This window comes from Rhodococcus indonesiensis (assembly GCF_047782815.1).
GTDB classification, from domain to species: Bacteria; Actinomycetota; Actinomycetes; order Mycobacteriales; family Mycobacteriaceae; genus Rhodococcus; species Rhodococcus indonesiensis.
The window spans coordinates 3,017,557-3,033,777 of record NZ_CP180630.1 but is presented as its reverse complement, the minus strand read 5'-3'; the positions used below and the strand labels follow the sequence as shown (position 1 = coordinate 3,033,777).

Annotated in this window: 12 protein-coding genes and 1 tRNA gene; 10 read left to right on the top strand and 3 right to left on the bottom strand. The window is 71.5% G+C overall.

Features of this window, described 5'->3' with window-relative positions; translation table 11 throughout:
- Positions 1-6 precede the first annotated feature (6 nt).
- The 10 genes from ACM26Y_RS13955 to ACM26Y_RS13910 all read left to right on the top strand — a co-directional run bounded on the left by ACM26Y_RS13955 (position 7) and on the right by ACM26Y_RS13910 (position 14,720).
- A complete protein-coding gene (locus tag ACM26Y_RS13955; RefSeq protein ID WP_416061198.1) occupies positions 7-1,293 on the top strand; it encodes a dihydrolipoamide acetyltransferase family protein in 1,287 nt (428 codons plus the stop codon).
- A gap of 9 nt (positions 1,294-1,302) precedes the next feature.
- On the top strand, positions 1,303-1,575 hold the full coding sequence (locus tag ACM26Y_RS13950) for an acyl carrier protein (RefSeq protein WP_003935769.1): 273 nt from the start codon (positions 1,303-1,305) through the stop codon (positions 1,573-1,575).
- Positions 1,576-1,648: 73 nt separating this feature from the next.
- Positions 1,649-2,407, top strand: coding sequence for a GAF and ANTAR domain-containing protein (locus ACM26Y_RS13945; RefSeq protein WP_416061197.1), 759 nt, complete (start codon positions 1,649-1,651; stop codon positions 2,405-2,407).
- Between the two features lie 172 nt (positions 2,408-2,579).
- A complete protein-coding gene (locus ACM26Y_RS13940) occupies positions 2,580-3,020 on the top strand; it encodes a DUF4383 domain-containing protein (protein ID WP_416063674.1) in 441 nt (146 codons plus the stop codon).
- A 389-nt stretch (positions 3,021-3,409) separates the two neighbouring features.
- Positions 3,410-5,197, top strand: coding sequence for an ABC transporter ATP-binding protein/permease (locus ACM26Y_RS13935; RefSeq protein ID WP_416061196.1), 1,788 nt, complete (start codon positions 3,410-3,412; stop codon positions 5,195-5,197).
- Between the two features lie 162 nt (positions 5,198-5,359).
- Positions 5,360-9,913, top strand: a complete 4,554-nt coding sequence (locus tag ACM26Y_RS13930; RefSeq protein WP_416061195.1) for a cation-translocating P-type ATPase — start codon at positions 5,360-5,362, stop codon at positions 9,911-9,913.
- Positions 9,914-10,297: 384 nt separating this feature from the next.
- A complete protein-coding gene (locus ACM26Y_RS13925; RefSeq protein WP_416061194.1) occupies positions 10,298-11,644 on the top strand; it encodes an MFS transporter in 1,347 nt (448 codons plus the stop codon).
- Between the two features lie 28 nt (positions 11,645-11,672).
- Positions 11,673-12,434 (top strand): IclR family transcriptional regulator, encoded by a 762-nt coding sequence (locus tag ACM26Y_RS13920; RefSeq protein ID WP_416061193.1) that lies wholly within the window; start codon positions 11,673-11,675, stop codon positions 12,432-12,434.
- 241 nt (positions 12,435-12,675) lie between these two features.
- Entirely contained in the window at positions 12,676-13,491 is an 816-nt protein-coding gene (locus ACM26Y_RS13915; protein WP_040783282.1) for a PDR/VanB family oxidoreductase, read from the top strand.
- 23 nt (positions 13,492-13,514) lie between these two features.
- Positions 13,515-14,720 carry a cytochrome P450 gene (locus ACM26Y_RS13910; RefSeq protein WP_054374841.1) on the top strand — a complete coding sequence of 402 codons (1,206 nt, stop codon included), beginning with the start codon at positions 13,515-13,517 and terminating at the stop codon, positions 14,718-14,720.
- A 149-nt stretch (positions 14,721-14,869) separates the two neighbouring features.
- On the opposite strand, the gene ACM26Y_RS13905 is transcribed toward ACM26Y_RS13910, so the two are convergent.
- The 3 genes from ACM26Y_RS13905 to ACM26Y_RS13895 all read right to left on the bottom strand — a co-directional run bounded on the left by ACM26Y_RS13905 (position 14,870) and on the right by ACM26Y_RS13895 (position 16,154).
- Complete coding sequence (locus ACM26Y_RS13905; protein WP_268744401.1) at positions 14,870-15,001, bottom strand: hypothetical protein; 132 nt, start codon at positions 14,999-15,001, stop codon at positions 14,870-14,872.
- A 135-nt stretch (positions 15,002-15,136) separates the two neighbouring features.
- Positions 15,137-15,919: a serine protease gene (locus ACM26Y_RS13900; protein WP_416061192.1), complete on the bottom strand. Its 783-nt coding sequence runs from the start codon at positions 15,917-15,919 to the stop codon at positions 15,137-15,139.
- Between the two features lie 161 nt (positions 15,920-16,080).
- Positions 16,081-16,154, bottom strand: a tRNA-Leu gene (locus ACM26Y_RS13895).
- Positions 16,155-16,221 lie beyond the last annotated feature (67 nt).

Here is a 16,221-nt window from a genome sequence, read left to right as displayed (position 1 = left end):
GGCGACGTGTTCGAGTTCACCCTGCCGTCCCTCGGGGCCGACATGGACGAGGGCACCCTGACCGAATGGCGCGTCGCCCCCGGTGACACGGTCGAGCGGGGCCAGGTGATCGCGTCGGTGGACACCGCCAAGGCGGAGGTCGAGGTCGAGATCTGGCGGGACGGGGTGGTCCACCGGCTGCTCGCGCAGCCGGGCATCACCCTGCCGGTCGGGGCGGCGATGGCGACGATGCTCGAACCCGGGGAAGACGCTCCGGCTGTCGAGGAGATCCCGGTGTCCGAGGCCCCGGCCGCGGCTCCGGTCCCCGCAGCCGCCGGCGCGGCTCCTGTCCCCGCAGCCGCCGGCGCGGCTCCTGTCCCCGCAGCCGCCGGTGCGGCTCCTGTCCCCACAGCCGCCGGCGCTGCCCCGGTCACCGAGCCTGCGCCGGCCGCGCGGCGACGGATCTCGCCGGCCGCCCGCCGGCAGGCCCGGGCGCTGGGCGTCGACCTCGACACCGTGACCGGCACCGGGCCCTGGGAGTCGGTGACGATCGAGGACGTCGATCGGGCCGCGGCCGCCCGCACCGCGGTCGCACCCGCTGCCGCGGCGCCCCCGCCCGCCGCGGCTCCGGCCAAGACACCCGTCGACAAGGCCGCCGAGATGCGCCGCGCCATCGCGTCCGCGATGGGACGGTCCAAGCGGGAGATCCCGCACTACTACCTGTCGGAGCAGATCCCGCTCACGCGTGCTCTCGACTGGCTCACCGAGTACAACGCGCAACGACCGGTCACCGAGCGCGTCCTGCTTGCGGCGCTGCTGATCAAGGCGGTCGCGCTGGCCACCCGGCGCTGTCCCGAGATGAGCGGATTCTGGACCGACGGCGAGTTCCACCCGGCCCCGGCCACACACGTGGGCGTGGCGGTCTCCCTGCGCCAGGGCGGACTGATCGCCCCGGCGATCCACGACGTCGCCGACCTCGCCCTGCCCGAGCTGATGGCGGCTCTCGCCGATCTCGTCAAGCGCGCCCGGGCCGGATCGTTGCGCAGCTCGGAGATGTCCGACCCCACCGTCACCGTGACCAACCTGGGGGAGGAGAGCGTGGAATCGGTGTACGGGGTGATCTACCCGCCGCAGGTCGCGCTGGTCGGCTTCGGCAAGCCGACACGGCGGCCGTGGGTCGACGGCGACACCGTGCGGCCCGCGCCGGTGGTCACCGCGACCCTGGCCGCCGACCATCGGGTCAGCGACGGGCGGCGCGGCGCCCTGTTCCTGACCGAGATCGCCGAACTGCTCCAACACCCGGAACGACTGTGAGGTGAGATCGTGACCACCGACGAGACCGAACACGGCGAGCCCGCCGGCCTCCGCGCCGCTGTCGTCGCCGCGATCGCCGACGTCGCACCCGAAATCGAGGATCTCGAGTTGGAGGGCGACCGGCCGCTGCGCCAACAGGTCGACCTCGACTCGATGGATTGGCTGAACGTGCTGATCGGCCTGCGTTCGTCGCTCGGAGTGGACATCCCCGAGGCCGACTACGCGCATCTGAGCACCCTCGACGGTCTCGTCGACTACCTGGCGCAGCGCCTCGCGCAGTAGACCCCCGGAACCGCTCCCTGACGGGCGGGCCGGGCGCATGCTGGGAAGGGCAACGACCGACGAGGATGCAGTCGTGGACGGGGACATAGCCGAGAACGACCCGCTGTGCGGGCGGGTCGGAGAGATCGCCGTGGCGCTGCGGAGGCTGTCCGACGCGCTCGACGAGGGCGACGAGCTGCCCGAAATGCTGCAGCGGCTCGTCGACAACATCGTGAAGATCGTGCCCGACGCCGGGAGCGCAGGTGTGACGTTGTTGCGGGACGGCCGGCTCGAGACCGAGGTCTGCAGCACTCCGCTGGTCTACGAACTCGACCACGCCCAGTTCCTCGCCGGCGCAGGACCCTGCCTCGACGCGGCGCGGAGCGGCCGGGTGGTCCGCGCGGACCGCGCGGAGATGCGGCGACGCTGGCCGCAATTCTGGGAACGCGCGGAACAGTTCGGGACGGCGAGCACTCTGGCCGCGCCCCTGCGGATCGACGACGAGACAGCCGGCTCGTTCAACCTCTACAGCGAGCACGACCACGGATTCGAATCGCTGGACGAGACGCTGGTAGAGGTGTTCACGACTGCTGTGGAAACCGCACTGCGGCAGGCCCGCCGCGGAGCCCGCGCCCGGACGGAAATCGCGCAACTCGGTCGCGCCCTGCAGTCGCGTCCGACGATCGACCGCGCGGTCGGAATCGTCATGGCCGCTCGCGGGCTGACCGCCGAGGAGGCCTTCGCCGTGCTGGTGCGGCAGTCGCAGCACGAGAACGTCAAACTGCGCGACGTCGCGGCCCGCCTCGTCGCCCGCCTCGCCCCCGCCTGCAAGCCCGCACGACCGGAGCGATGACCAGGTGGACCACCCCGCGTGGCTCGGCCCGCCGCCGATCCGGGAAAAACCCCCGAAAGCGAGGTTTCGCCGGTGTTCCCGGAGGTATCACTCCGGCAGCCGCAGCCGATCCGGCTCCGGTCACCTGTTCGAACGAAAGGAGCCGGCCATGGCCGAGCACGCAGGACGAACTATGACCCGGACGCCGGTGCAGACAGCCGCCCTCGCTGTCGGCGTGGTGTTCCTCCTCGTCGGCATTCTCGGGTTCATCCCCGGAATCACGACCAACTACGACACCATGACATTCGCCGGACACGAGTCCGAGGCACTCTTGCTCGGAATCTTCGAAGTCTCCATCCTCCACAACATCGTGCACCTGCTCTTCGGCGTAGCGGGCGTCGCGATGGCCCGCACCGTCGGTGCCGCCCGGTCCTACCTCATCGGCGGCGGCATCATCTACCTGGTGCTGTGGCTCTACGGACTGATCATCGACAAGGACAGCTCGGCCAACTTCGTCCCGGTCAACTCCGCCGACGACTGGCTGCACTTCGTTCTCGGGGTGGGCATGATCGCCCTCGGCTACCTCCTCACCCGCCGGACCACGACGCACCGCACGGTGCCCGGTACCCGCTGACCATCCCTCCTCGACCGCCGGTCCTCGCCGCTCACGGCGAGGACCGGCGACGTTTCGTACCACTCCCGCCGCCGGACCCGAGGTGATCGGCCTCGACCGCCGCGCCCCGAGCGGCGCTCACCGCCGCGGCCCGCTCCGGCGACGCTGGACCACCACGTAGACGACCACTCCGACCAGAATGAGAATTCCCAGAACTTCCATGGCCGTCGGATACCCGCCGAGCCCGCGGTCAAGCAGCAGTCCGGAACCTCGGCGAAGCCCGCGGCAAGGACCGCGAGGCCGGACGCGCCGCAGTGGTCGGCCACCGAATCGGCGCCGTGCACCCGGAACGAGGGCCACAATCTTCCGCATGGATCGCGCGATCGCGCGGCAGACGGGAGCAGCGACCGATGGAATGGGGAAATGTACTCGTCGACAGCGCCTGGTGGACGCTGAAGGCGTATGTGATCACAGCGGCGGTGTTCGTCCTCGTGGTGGCGCTGCTCGCGCGGGCAACCCACTGGGGACGGCAGTGGTGGCGCATCGCGTGGCCCTACTTCGACCCGCGGCGTGGCCTCGGCCCGCTCGGACTCGTGGCCCTGGTGCTGCTGTTCACCGTCTTCGCGGTGCGGATGAACGTGCTGTTCTCGTACTGGTACAACGACTTCTACACCGCGATCCAGGATCTCGACGAGGCGGCGTTCTGGCGGTTCATGCGGGTGTTCGCCGTGCTCGCCACCATCCACGTGGCGCGTAGCCTCGTCGCGTACCTGCTCGGCCAGACTCTCGACATCCACTGGCGCACCCACCTGAACAACCGGCTCGTCGACACCTGGCTCGACACCGGCGCGTTCTACCGGGACCGGTTCGTCGATCCGCCCGTGGACAACCCCGACCAGCGCATCCAGATCGACGTCACCGATTTCGTCACCACCACCCGCATCCTGTCGATGGGGGCGGTCACCGCGGTGCTGTCCATCGTCAGCTTCACCGGCATCCTGTGGGAACTGTCGGGCCCGATCACGGTCTTCGGCACCGAGATCCCCCGGGCGATGGTGTTCCTGGTCTACCTCTACGTGCTGGTCACCACCGCGGTGGCGTTCTGGATCGGCCGGCCGCTGATCCGGCTGAACTTCCTCAACGAGAAGCTCGGCGCCACCTACCGCTACGCCCTGGTCCGCGTCCGCGAGTACGGCGAGAACATCGCCTTCTACCGCGGGGAGGATGTCGAGCGAGGCGGGCTGCTGGGCCGATTCGCCGCGGTGATCCGCAACTGGTGGCGGATCGTGTTCCGGATCCTGAAATTCGACGGCTTCAACCTGACCGTCAACCAGATCGCGGTGATCTTCCCGTTCCTCATCCAGGGCTCACGGCTGTTCGCCGGACAGGTCACCCTCGGCGACGTGATGCAGACCGGCAACGCCTTCGGCCAGGTCCACGAATCGCTGTCCTTCTTCCGCGAGTCCTACGACGACTTCGCCGCGTTCCGCGCCACCACCATCCGGCTCAACGGCCTGCTCGACGCCACCGAACAGGCGGCGAAGCTGCCCGTTCTCGTCGCGACCGAGCAGGGCGACACACTCGACATGCACGGTCTCGACGTCCGGACCCCGTCCGGCCGTCCCCTCGTGACCGGCCTCGACATGCACATCCCACCCGGGGAGGCGCTGCTCGTGCGCGGCGCTTCCGGCAGCGGCAAGACGACGCTGCTGCGCTCCCTCGCCGGGCTCTGGCCGTACGCCCACGGCCGGATCGCGCGTCCGGACGGCGAGGCGTTGTTCCTGTCCCAGGATCCCTACGTGCCGCTCGGGACGCTGCGCGAAGCGCTGTCCTATCCTCGTCCGCCGATACCGGACGACGCGCGACTCGGCGAGGTGCTCGACCGCGTGCACCTCGGGCACCTGACCGAACGCCTCGACGACGACACCGACTGGGCGCGCGTGCTCTCGCCCGGTGAGCAGCAGCGCCTCGGCTTCGCACGAGTCCTGCTGGCCCGGCCGCGGACCGTCTTCCTCGACGAGGCCACCGGCGCCGTGGACGAAGGGCTCGAACACGCGCTCTATCGCACCCTCCGCGAGGCCCTGCCCGACAGCGTCGTCGTCAGCGTCGGGCACCGCAGCACCCTCGACACATTCCACGACCGGGTCCTCGAACTGCAAGGGGAGGGACACTGGACGGTCACCGAGAGCGTCCGCTGAGATCCGGGCGAATCTGCCCGACTCGTGTCCACCGCGCGGCGACCGAACTACGCTGAAGGATCGGTGACCTCGATGCCCACGACGGCCGGCGGGCACGGTCGGCAGTGGCACCGGTGCCCGGGTCCCGGTCGGAATGCTCGTGCGGCAGCCGAGGAGGACACCATGGACCACGGCACATCCCACCGGCGGCGTCCGTACCGGTCGGTCGCGACCCTGATGTCGCTACCCGGGTCCGCTCTGCGGGGCGGCGTCCGGGTCGCGGCCGCCGGTGCCGGCGTCGCCCTCGACGCCGCCGTCGTCGGCGCCGCCACGGCGGCCGGCGTCGGGACGGCCCTGCTCCGCGCCCCCGTCGCCGCGGTCGCCGCCCCGGCCCCCGCGGCGCTGCTCCATCTCGTCGCCGACGTCGCCCGGGAAGCGGGCAGCGGCCGCCCCACCCGACGCTGCGCGGCGAACGGTGCCCGGACCTGGATCGAAGTCCGGGGCCTCGACGGCCCGGATGGGGCGGCGCTCGGCGACCGGGTCGTCGCCGCGATCCGGGCCACCCCGGGCGTGGCCACGGCCGAATTGCATCGCCCCTGGTGCCGCCTCGTGGTGTCCACGGACCCGGCCGGGCCCACGGACCGCACCTTGCAGCGCATCGTCGAGCAGATCGAAACCGAATGCGCTGCAACCCGACACACCGATGCAACCGCATGTCCCGGCGCCCCGCAGGGGCTGCCCGGCGACGACGTCCAGCTCGTCCGGCGGGGTGTGTCCGCGGCCACCGCCGTCACCGGGCTGATGCTGACCGCGACGGGACGCTATCTGCGGCTGCCGCACCTGCCCGGCGCCGCAGCCGCCCCGGTGCTCGTATCGGACTACCACCCCCGGATCCGCGCCCTCGTCGAGTCCACGCTGGGGACCGGCCGGGCCGACCTGCTGCTGGCCGGCGGGACCACCGCGCTGCACACCCTGACACTCGCACCGGCCTCGGCCGCCGTCGAGGCCGTCACCCGGACCGTCCTCCTGGGCGAGACCCTGGCGATGCGGCGCGCCTGGCGCGACTTCGAACCGGAACTCGCCGCTCACGCGGCCGTGGCCCGCTGCCCGCACCGCCCGGACCGTCCCACCGAACCGCCGGCCGGCGTCGTCGAGCGCTACACCGACCGCGCCGGCTGGGCCGGTCTCGCCGGTGCGGCAGCAGCCGGGATGCTGACCGGCAGGCCCACCACCGCCGGCTCCGCGGCGCTCGTCGCCGTCCCCAAGGCCACCCGCACCGCGCGGGAATCCTTCGCCGCCACCCTCACCCGTGGGCTCGCCGCCCACGGTGTGCTGACTCTGTGCCCGGACGTGCTGCGCCGTCTCGACCGGATCGACGCGATCGTCGTCGACCCCCGCGTCCTGTGCACCGCCGCACTCGCGGTGACGCGACTGAGCGGCGTCCCCGACCGCGACCGCCGGGCCGTGTGGGACCGGGCGCGCACGGCGGTCGAACGTGGCGTCCTGACGGCCGGCCGGCATCCCGTCTCCGCCGTCCCGGATGTGCCCGGGCACCTCCCCGTCGATGCACAGGTGCTGATCGGGCCGGTCCACGACCGCTACGCCTCCGCCGTGCTCGCCGCCGCCCGTCACGCCGGGATCGCCGTGGTCTCCGCGGAGGACGAGACGATGGGATCCCTGCGGAACGGCTTCGACCGTCTCGAACCCGTCGGCGAGTCGATGGACACCACGCTGCGCGCCGTCGTCGAGACGCTGCAACGCGGCGGCTGCACCGTCGCGGTCCTCACCACCGAGGCGGCGCAGGCACTCGCCCTCGCCGACGTGGGCCTCGGGGTCCTCCGCGCCGGGCACCGACCACCCTGGACGGCGGACGTGATGGTCCGCGATCTGACCGGCGCGTGGCGGATCCTGCACGCCCTCCCGGCCGCGCGGACCGCAAGCCGGCGCGGCGTGGAGATCGCCCGCGACGCGTCCGCCCTCGGGGCGTTGCTCATGTTGCCCGGCGTGCCCGGCAGCGGTCCGGAATCGGTCACCGCCGGCGCCGCGGCCGGGCTGTGGGCCGGAACGTCGGCGGCCCGCGCCGCGCTGGGCGCGGCGCTGCCGCCACCACGATCGGCCCACGACTGGCACGCGCTGCCGGTGGACGAGGTCTGCGCGCTCCTTCCCGCGCCGGACGAGCTGCTCTCGCCCGCGGTGGACTCCGGGTGGCGAGTACGGGCCCGGGTGCGCGTGGTGCGGGGCGTGCGGCGGGTCGGTGTCCGTCCGCTCGGATCCGCGGCCGACTTCACCCGGGCCGTGCGCACCGAACTGGCGGACCCGCTGACCCCGGTCCTCGCCACCGGCTCCGCCGCGAGCGCGGTACTCGGATCCCCGCTCGATGCCGCCCTCGTCGGTTCGGTACTGCTGCTCAACGCCGCACTCTCGGCCGCCCAGCGCCTGCGCGCCGAACGCCTTCTCAAACGACTTCTGGAGGTGCAAGATCCACCTGCCCGCCGCGTCGCCGGTCCGCGCGGGGACCGGCGGTACGCCGGAGTCCCCGCGGCCGCGCTGCGCCCCGGACACGTCGTCGAGGTCCGTCCGGGTGAGGTCGTGCCCGCGGACGGGCGCATCTTCCACACCGACGGGGTCGAGGTCGACGAATCGGCCCTGACCGGGGAGTCGCTTCCGGTCGCCAAGCAGAGCGAATCGACGCCGGGGGCGCCGCTGGCCGAACGCGCCTGCATGCTCTACGCGGGTACCACCGTGCTCACCGGCACCGCGGTGACGATCGTGACAGCGGTGGGAGCGGCCACCGAGGCCCGTCGTGCCACCGCCATGGCGCCCGCACCGGCCCGGGAAGTGGGCCTGCAGGCACGCCTGAGCACCCTCACTCGCCGTGCGCTGCCCGTCAGCCTCGGCGGCGGGGTACTCGTCGCCGCACTGGGGTTGCTGCGCGGAACCGGAATCCGCGCGGCAGTGACCAGCGGCGTGGCGGTCACCGTCGCGGCCGTGCCGGAAGGACTGACCCTGGTGGCCACCCTCGCTCAGGTCGCGTCCGCCCGCCGGCTCACCAAACGCTCGACCCTCGTGCGCGCACCCCGCTCGATCGAAGCCCTCAGCCGCGTCGATGTCGTCTGCTTCGACAAGACGGGCACACTCAGCGAGAACCGTCTGCGGGTCGTGACGGTCGACGCCGCTCCGGGCTTCACCCGGCAGGACGTGCTGGCCTACGCCGCCCGCACCGGCATCCCGGCGAACGGGGGAGCCCCCGAGCACGCCACCGACGCCGCGATCGTCGAGTCCGCGCACGCCGCCGCCGTCGCAAACCGGGCCGCCGAACGGACAGCCCACCTGCCGTTCCGGTCCGGCCGGGCCTACGCGGCCGCGCTCGCCGGAAACCACCTGGCGGTCAAAGGCGCCCCGGAGACGATGCTCGGTGCCTACGGCGACGACCGTCCCGAACTCCAGGAGCGGGTGCACGCCCTGGCTGCCGAAGGCCTACGGGTGATCGCGGTGGGGCAGCGCGACCTGAACGACTCCGAAACGGGCCGGGCGACAGACGATCCCGATGCCCTCGCGGAACTGTGCGGAAACGGGTTGCGACACGTCGGGCTGATCGGACTGTCCGACACACCGCGGGCCGACGCGGCCGGACTGCTGCCCGCACTGCTCGAGCAGGGCGTCGCCGTCCGGCTCATCACCGGCGACCACCCGGTGACCGCCGTCGCGATCGCCGGTGAACTCGGCCTGCCCGTCAGCACGGATCAGGTCCTCAGCGGTGCCGAATGGGACGGGCTCTCCCACACCGAACGACAGCAAGCCGTGGAGCAGTGTCTCGTCTTCGCGCGGATGTCCCCCGAGCACAAGGTGCAGATCGTGCAGACCCTCGAACACGCCGGACACGTGTGCGCCATGGTCGGTGACGGCGCCAACGACGCCGCCGCGATCCGCGCCGCCAGCGTCGGAATCGGTGTGGCCTCCCACGGCAGCGACCCCGCGCGCGGCGCGGCCGACGTCGTGCTGCTCGAGGGCCGCGTCGCGGGCCTGCTCGACGCGCTCGACGAGGGCCGCGTGCTGTGGCAGCGGGTCCAGGCCGCCGTGGCGGTCCTGCTCGGCGGCAACGCCGGCGAGGTCGCGTTCGCGCTACTCGGCAGCCTGGTCACCGGCCGCTCCCCGCTCAATGCCCGGCAGCTGCTGCTGGTGAACATGCTCACCGACGCACTCCCGGCAGCGGCCCTGGCCGTCAGCACCCCCCGCGTCGACGGCTCCGGTCCCGCGCCGAGGCCCGGCGAGTCCGCGCTGCTGCACACCGTGGCCGTCCGCGGCGCCGCGACCGCGGCCGCGGCCACCGCGGCCTGGGCCATGGCAAGGGTGACGGGCTCGAACCCGCGTGCGTCGACGGTGGCACTGGTCGCGCTCGTGGGGGCTCAGCTCGGGCAGACCCTGCTCGACTCGCGCAGCCCCCTCGTCGTCGGCACCGTCCTCGGATCGCTCGCCGTGATGGCCGCACTGATCAGCACACCGGGGGTGAGCGGACTGCTGGGCTGCGTGCCGATCGGCCCGGTGGGGTGGACTCAGGCGCTCGGGTGTGCGGGAGCGGCCACCGTGCTGGCCGCCGTCGCCCCGACCGCCGCGCAACGGTTACCGGCGATCGGCACAGTGGTGACGTCGGTGCTCGCGCCCCGAGAATCCGGGGAAGTGTCCGAGACTCCGGAAGCCCCGGCCCCTCGGCTCACCCCGGCAGGGGGACCGAAGTAGCGCGGGGCCGGCCGGCGCACCGTGCTCCGCACACGGCGCCGAGTTCACCGCCCGGCGCCGGGGAGCGTCCTCCGCCGCTCGATGTGCATCTCGCCGGCCCGGTACGCCGTCGGCACCGACCCGTGTCCCCTCGCCGAGAACCTGGGCGTAGATCCTGAGCGGCCCCGTCGACGACCTGTCGCTGCACAGCACCTCGGGAAGCCGGCGACGCACAATGACAACGACTCGAATCGCAACAGGCGGGTCGTTGTGTCGTGCCACACACAGTTCTCTATCGACCATTGAGAGTTCCGTAGCGACGTCGCACGCGGGCCGGTGATGCTTCTGTCACTCCCGGGGCACTGCTCCCGGCGTCCGGCATCCCTCCAACGCAAGGAGATTCGCGTGGAACTCGATCTGCGCGACCGCATCGCCACCGGCCCCATGAGCCGGTTCCAGTGGACCGCGGTCGCACTGTGTGTGCTGCTCAATGTGCTCGACGGCTTCGACGTCCTGGTCATGGCCTTCACCTCCCAGTCGGTCTCGCAGGAGTGGGGAATCTCGGGTTCGGTCCTGGGTCTGCTGCTCAGCGCGGGGTTGTTCGGAATGGCGATCGGATCGATCGCCCTCGCGCCGTGGGCGGATCGCGTGGGCCGCCGGACCATGATCCTTGTCTGCCTGGCTCTTTCGTCCACCGGTATGCTGCTCGCGGCGGTGAGCCAGAACGCCGGCCAACTCGGCGCGCTGCGCGTGCTCGGTATCGGCATCGGTGGAATCCTGGCCAGCAGCAACGTCATCTCGAGTGAGTTCGCCTCGAACCGTCTCCGCGGCCTGGCCGTGACTCTCAACTCCACCGGCTATGCGGTCGGGGCGACACTCGGCGGCGTAGTGGCCGTCGTCCTGCAGAGCACGTCCGGCTGGCGTTCGGTGTTCCTGTTCGGCGGTGTCTGCACCGCGGCCCTGATCCCGCTCGTCTGGTTCCGGCTCCCGGAGTCCCTGGACTTCCTGTTCGCCCGCCGCCCGGTGAACGCACTCGAGCGCATCAATTCGTTCGTCGTCCGCGCCGGCCACCCGCCGGTGAGGGCGCTGCCCCCGGCCTCTGCCGCGGCCGACACCCGGAAGAGCGGTGTAGGACCGGCCGAACTGCTCGCCCCGGGGCAGCGCCGCAGCACCCTGTTGATCTGGTGTGCCTTCTTCCTGACGATGTTCGGGTTCTACTTCGTGACGAGCTGGACGCCGAAGCTGCTGGTGGAGGCCGGGATGTCCGCGACGCAGGGGATCACCGGCGGCGTGTTGCTCAATCTGGGTGGCATCCTCGGCACCGCCCTCCTCGGCGTGATGACGGTCCGGTTCCGTCTCGGGCGGGTCCTGGCCGGATACCTACTGGTCTCGGCAATCCTGCTCGCCGCGTTCGTGCCCGCCACGGTGACCGTGGCGGTAGGTTTCGTCCTCGGTGCGGCGATCGGCGTCGTCGTGAACGGCTGCATCGGCGGGCTCTACGCACTGACCCCGGCGGTGTACGCGCCGTCCCTGCGCGCCACCGGCATGGGCTGGGGCATCGGCGTCGGACGCATCGGCGCGATCATGTCACCGATCGTCGCGGGCGCGTTCCTCGACGCCGGCTGGACCGCTGCCGAGCTGTACCTGCTCGTCGCCGTCGCCTTCCTGGGTGCAGCGGTGGTGGTCTCCGCTGTTCGGCTCACGGCGCGGAGCGACGTGACTACCGTCGAGGGCGAACGCACCACCGTGTGAGTCCCGGTGGCCGTGGAAAGGAAGAGGCGTGGCGCGAGTTCCCACCGGAGAGTCCGTGCTCGCCCGCGCGGCCCGCATCATCGAGGCGTTCGGCATCGACGATTCCACACTGACGGTATCCGAGATCGCCCGGCGCGCAGGCCTGCACGTCGCCACCGCCTCCCGGCTGATCGAGGAACTCGTCCGGTGCGGATGGCTGGAACGCGACGGCCGCCGAGTGCGGGTCGGGGTGCGGCTGTGGGAGGTGGGATCACGATCGTCGCCCACCGTGGGCCTGCGGGAGGCGGCGCGGCCGTTCATGGAGGATCTGCACGCCGTGGTCGAGCAGCACACCCAGCTGGCGGTCCGGGAGGGGACCGAGGTGCTGTTCCTGGAACGACTCACCGCGCGCGGGGCGGCGGTGAACTTCACCCGCGTCGCCGGTCGGCTACCGCTCCATGCGTCCTCGTCCGGGCTGGTGCTGCTCGCCCACAGCCCGGCCGAGGTGCAGGAACAGGTGATGAACGCGCCGATGCGCGCGTTCACCGAGCACACCATCCACACCCCACGAGATCTGCGTGCGGCACTGGCGCAGATCCGCCGACAGGGATTCGCGCTCTGCGCGGGTCACATCCACCCCGACACCACGGGCGTCGCGGTCCCCGTCCGCGGGACGCACGACGAGGTCGTCGCCGCGTTGGGGTTGATCGTGCCGAACGACCCCTCCGCCTACTCACAGATCCCGGCACTGCAGGCTGCCGCCCGGGGCATCACCCGAGTGATCTCGCACGCGGCCGTGCCCGGTCGGTGACCGGGCGCACATTTTCTCTCATTGATCGAGAAGCATCTGGTGCGAACTCCACCGCCCGAACGATTCTCGATCCGACGACAAGAGTGAGGAGTCTCCCGTGTCCGAGCACACTGCTTCCGCCGAGTCGGTGTTGCGAGTCGCCGCGAAAGATCCAGTGGCACAGGGTGTTGTCGCATTGACGCTCGCGCATCCGGAGAGGAGGCGACTGCCGGACTGGGCGCCGGGCGCGCACATCGACCTGATGCTGCCCAACGGAGTCACCCGCCAGTACTCGCTGTGCGGCGATCGCTGGGATGCCCGCACCTACCGCGTCGCCGTGCTGCGCGAGCCGCACGGCCGCGGCGGGTCGGCATACGTCCACGACCACCTGGCCGTCGGCGATCTCGTCGGTATCGGCGGTCCCCGCAACAACTTCCGGATGGTGCCCTCGTCGCGGTACCTGTTCCTCGCGGGCGGTATCGGCATCACCCCCCTCCTGCCGATGATCCGGCAGGCAGACTCGATCGCTGCCGACTGGCACCTCCTCTACGGCGGCCGTACCCGTGACACGATGGCGTTCGGCGACGAACTCGCGCGGTACGGCGAGCGGGTGTCCCTCGTCCCGCAGGACGAGATGGGGCGACTGAACCTCGACGCCGCCACCGACGCCGCGGCGGCCGGCGCGAAGGTGTACGCCTGCGGTCCGGTACCGCTGCTCGACGCGCTCGCGAGCCGCGCCACGTCCTGGCCGGAGGGCGCGTTGCGCCTGGAACGCTTCGTCCCCCGGGAGCAGCCGGCCCCGGTCCGCGACAGCCCCTTCGACGTCGAGCTGGCCCGGTCGGGCCGCACCGTCACCGTCACGCCGCAGCAGAGCGTGCTCGACGCGTTGCGCGCAGCCGGTGTGGGGGTGCTCTCGTCGTGCCGCGAAGGTACCTGCGGCACCTGTGAGACCACGGTCCTGGCCGGAGAGCCCGACCACCGCGACTCCGTACTCGACGACGGCGAGCGGGCGGCGGACGACTGCATGCTCGTCTGTGTTTCGCGATCCTGCTCCGACCGTCTCGTACTCGACCTCTGACCCGCCTCAGCAAGGGACCCGTCATGACAACTCTCGCCCAGACCGGAACACCGATCAGCGACGCCGACCCGTTCGCCCTCGACGTCCTCGAAAACCCCCTACCGTTCCAGGAGGAACTCCGTGAGGCCGGGCCTGTCGTCCGCCTCGCTCGTCTCGGCGTGTTCGGCATGGGTCGCTACGAGCAGGTGCACGCCGCCCTCACCGACTGGCAGTCGTTCCAGTCCGCCGCAGGCGTGGGCCTGAGCAACTTCCGCTACGAGAAGCCCTGGCGGCCACCGAGCCTGTTGCTCGAGGCGGACCCGCCGCACCACGATGCCCCCCGTGCTCTCCTCACCCGCATCCTCGGTCCCCGCGCGCTGCGTACGCTCCGGAACACCTGGATCCACGACGCCGAAGACCTGGTCGACGAGGTCCTGGCCCGAGGAACCGCATTCGATGCCGTCACCGATCTGGCCGCCGCGTTCCCGCTGCGGGTGTTCCCGAACGCCGTCGGTATCCCCGGCGACGGCCGGGAGAACCTGCTGCCGTACGGGGACCACACCTTCAATGCCTTCGGTCCCGCCAACAGCCTCGTCGACCGGGGTATCTCGCGGATCGGGGAGTTGTCGGCCTGGGTCGACGCGCAGTGTGCCCGCGACGTCCTGACCGAGGGCGGTTTCGGGGCGCAGATCTGGGCTGCGGCGGATCGCGGTGACATCACCCACGACCAGGCACCCCTGATCGTTCGGTCGCTCCTCACGGCAGGAGTCGACACGACAGTCAACGGGCTGGCGGCCGTGCTGTACGCGTTCGCGACCCACCCTGAGCAGTGGCAAGCGGTGCGCGCGAACCCGTCGCTGGCGCGGACCGCGTTCGACGAGGCGGTGCGCTGGGAGTCGCCGGTGCAGACCTTCTTCCGCACCGCCACCCGCGACATCGAGATCGGTGGCACCGTCGTCCCCGACGGTCACAAGATCCTGATGTTCCTCGGTGCGGCCAACCGGGACCCTCGGCGCTGGGAGCGGCCCGAGGAGTTCGACCTCACGCGCGACCCGTCCGGTCACGTCGGGTTCGGGATGGGCATCCACCAATGTGTCGGCCAGCACGTCGCCCGTCTCGAGTCGGAGGCCTTGCTGACGGCCCTGGCCGCGCGGATCGAGTCGATCGAGATCGACGGTCCGGTGCACCGGCACCTGAACAACACCCTCCGCTCGTGGCGGTCGGTGCCGATCCGTGTGCGGCTCGCCTGAGGGAGAGGCCCAGGCGCCGCCCTTCCGAGTTCGAGTGGACCGCCGCAGACCCCGTCCTCGACGTGGAAATCCGGCAGCTCACCGACTGCGCCATCCGGATTCGGCCCGACCCACCGGGCGGAAGTCGGTCGACACCGACGTCGCTGTAGTCAGTCGTCGACCACGACCACCACGCCGGCGCGCATCAACACGGCGTACAGCTCGCACAGCGGGGGAGTGAGCAGCCGGACCACGGCGCCGACCACCGCATCCGGGCCCACTGAGACCATCGGGTTCGACATGCCTCGACCGTAGGGACGCCGGATGAACCCAAGATGACGAACGAGGAAAGAGCGGCCGACGAATCGTCTGCGCGGGGACCGCGCCGGACGACGGCGCGGCCACGGAGGCAGCGTCCGCGAGAACGATCCGCCTGGTCACGGGGTGCACACGAGAGTGAATCCGGCGCCGATGCCGCCCCGGGCGTCGAGGTCCTCGACGATCCGGTCGGCCCGCTGGTAGACCGCGAAGCGCACGTCGTCGGGGCGGTAGCCGACGGCGAGGCCGAGCCACTCGCCGGTGTCGGTGCGGACCAGTGGACCACCGGAGTCGCCCTGCTGCATCACGAGCCACGACTCGAGTGAGTTCGGGTTCACCAGCACGTCCCGGGTGCCGGCGACGTCCAGGGCATCGACGAGGGGAAACGGTCCGCATGCGATCCCGGTCGTGTGCCCGGCCGCGCAGTGCCGGCCGATGTCCTGGTCACCGTCCGGCAGCGAGCCGATCGACTCGAGCACCACGACCTCGCCGTCGGCGTCCGGGGCCGACGTGTTCGACCCGCGCACCCTGGTCTCGTCGAGCAGGACGACCGCATAGTCCGGCGCCGCGTCGGTCGGTATCCCGAATCGATCCACCGAGCCGGGGCTGTACACGGATGTCTCGGTGCCGATCGGTCCGTGGCTCTGCTCGCCGACCTTCCACACCTCGCCGGCGCCGTTCTGCCAGCAGTGTCCGGCGGTGACGGCGACGAGCCGGCCTTCCCGGTCGTGACCGACCGCGCCGACCGAGCACCAACCCGGCGCGGGATCGGCGGCGGTGAAGGTGATTCCGTCACCGGGACGCAGCACGATCCGCTCGTCCGGCACCTGCGCGGCCGCACCCGGCACCGGGGCGAGCAGCACGGCCGCACACGCCGTCACGACGAGCAGGGCGCGTCTCATGCCTCTCCCATCTCCATCCGTGGCCCGCGAGATCGGTGGCCGGTGGGGATTGCGGTCACGGACGGTTCACCGAAGTCGGCACGTTACCAGCGTTTTCGCAGGGAGGCGCCCCGGCCGGAAGCCGGCGGTGTCCACCGGGCTGCAGGCCGGCAGTGTCACAGTGCCCCCGGTGAGACTCGAACTCACACTGGACGGGTTTTGAATCCGTTTCCTCTGCCAATTGGGATACGGGGGCGTCGTGCGCAGACCACTGTAGAAGATCGGTGACGGCCGTCGGCCACCGGTACCCTTCTAACGTCCCA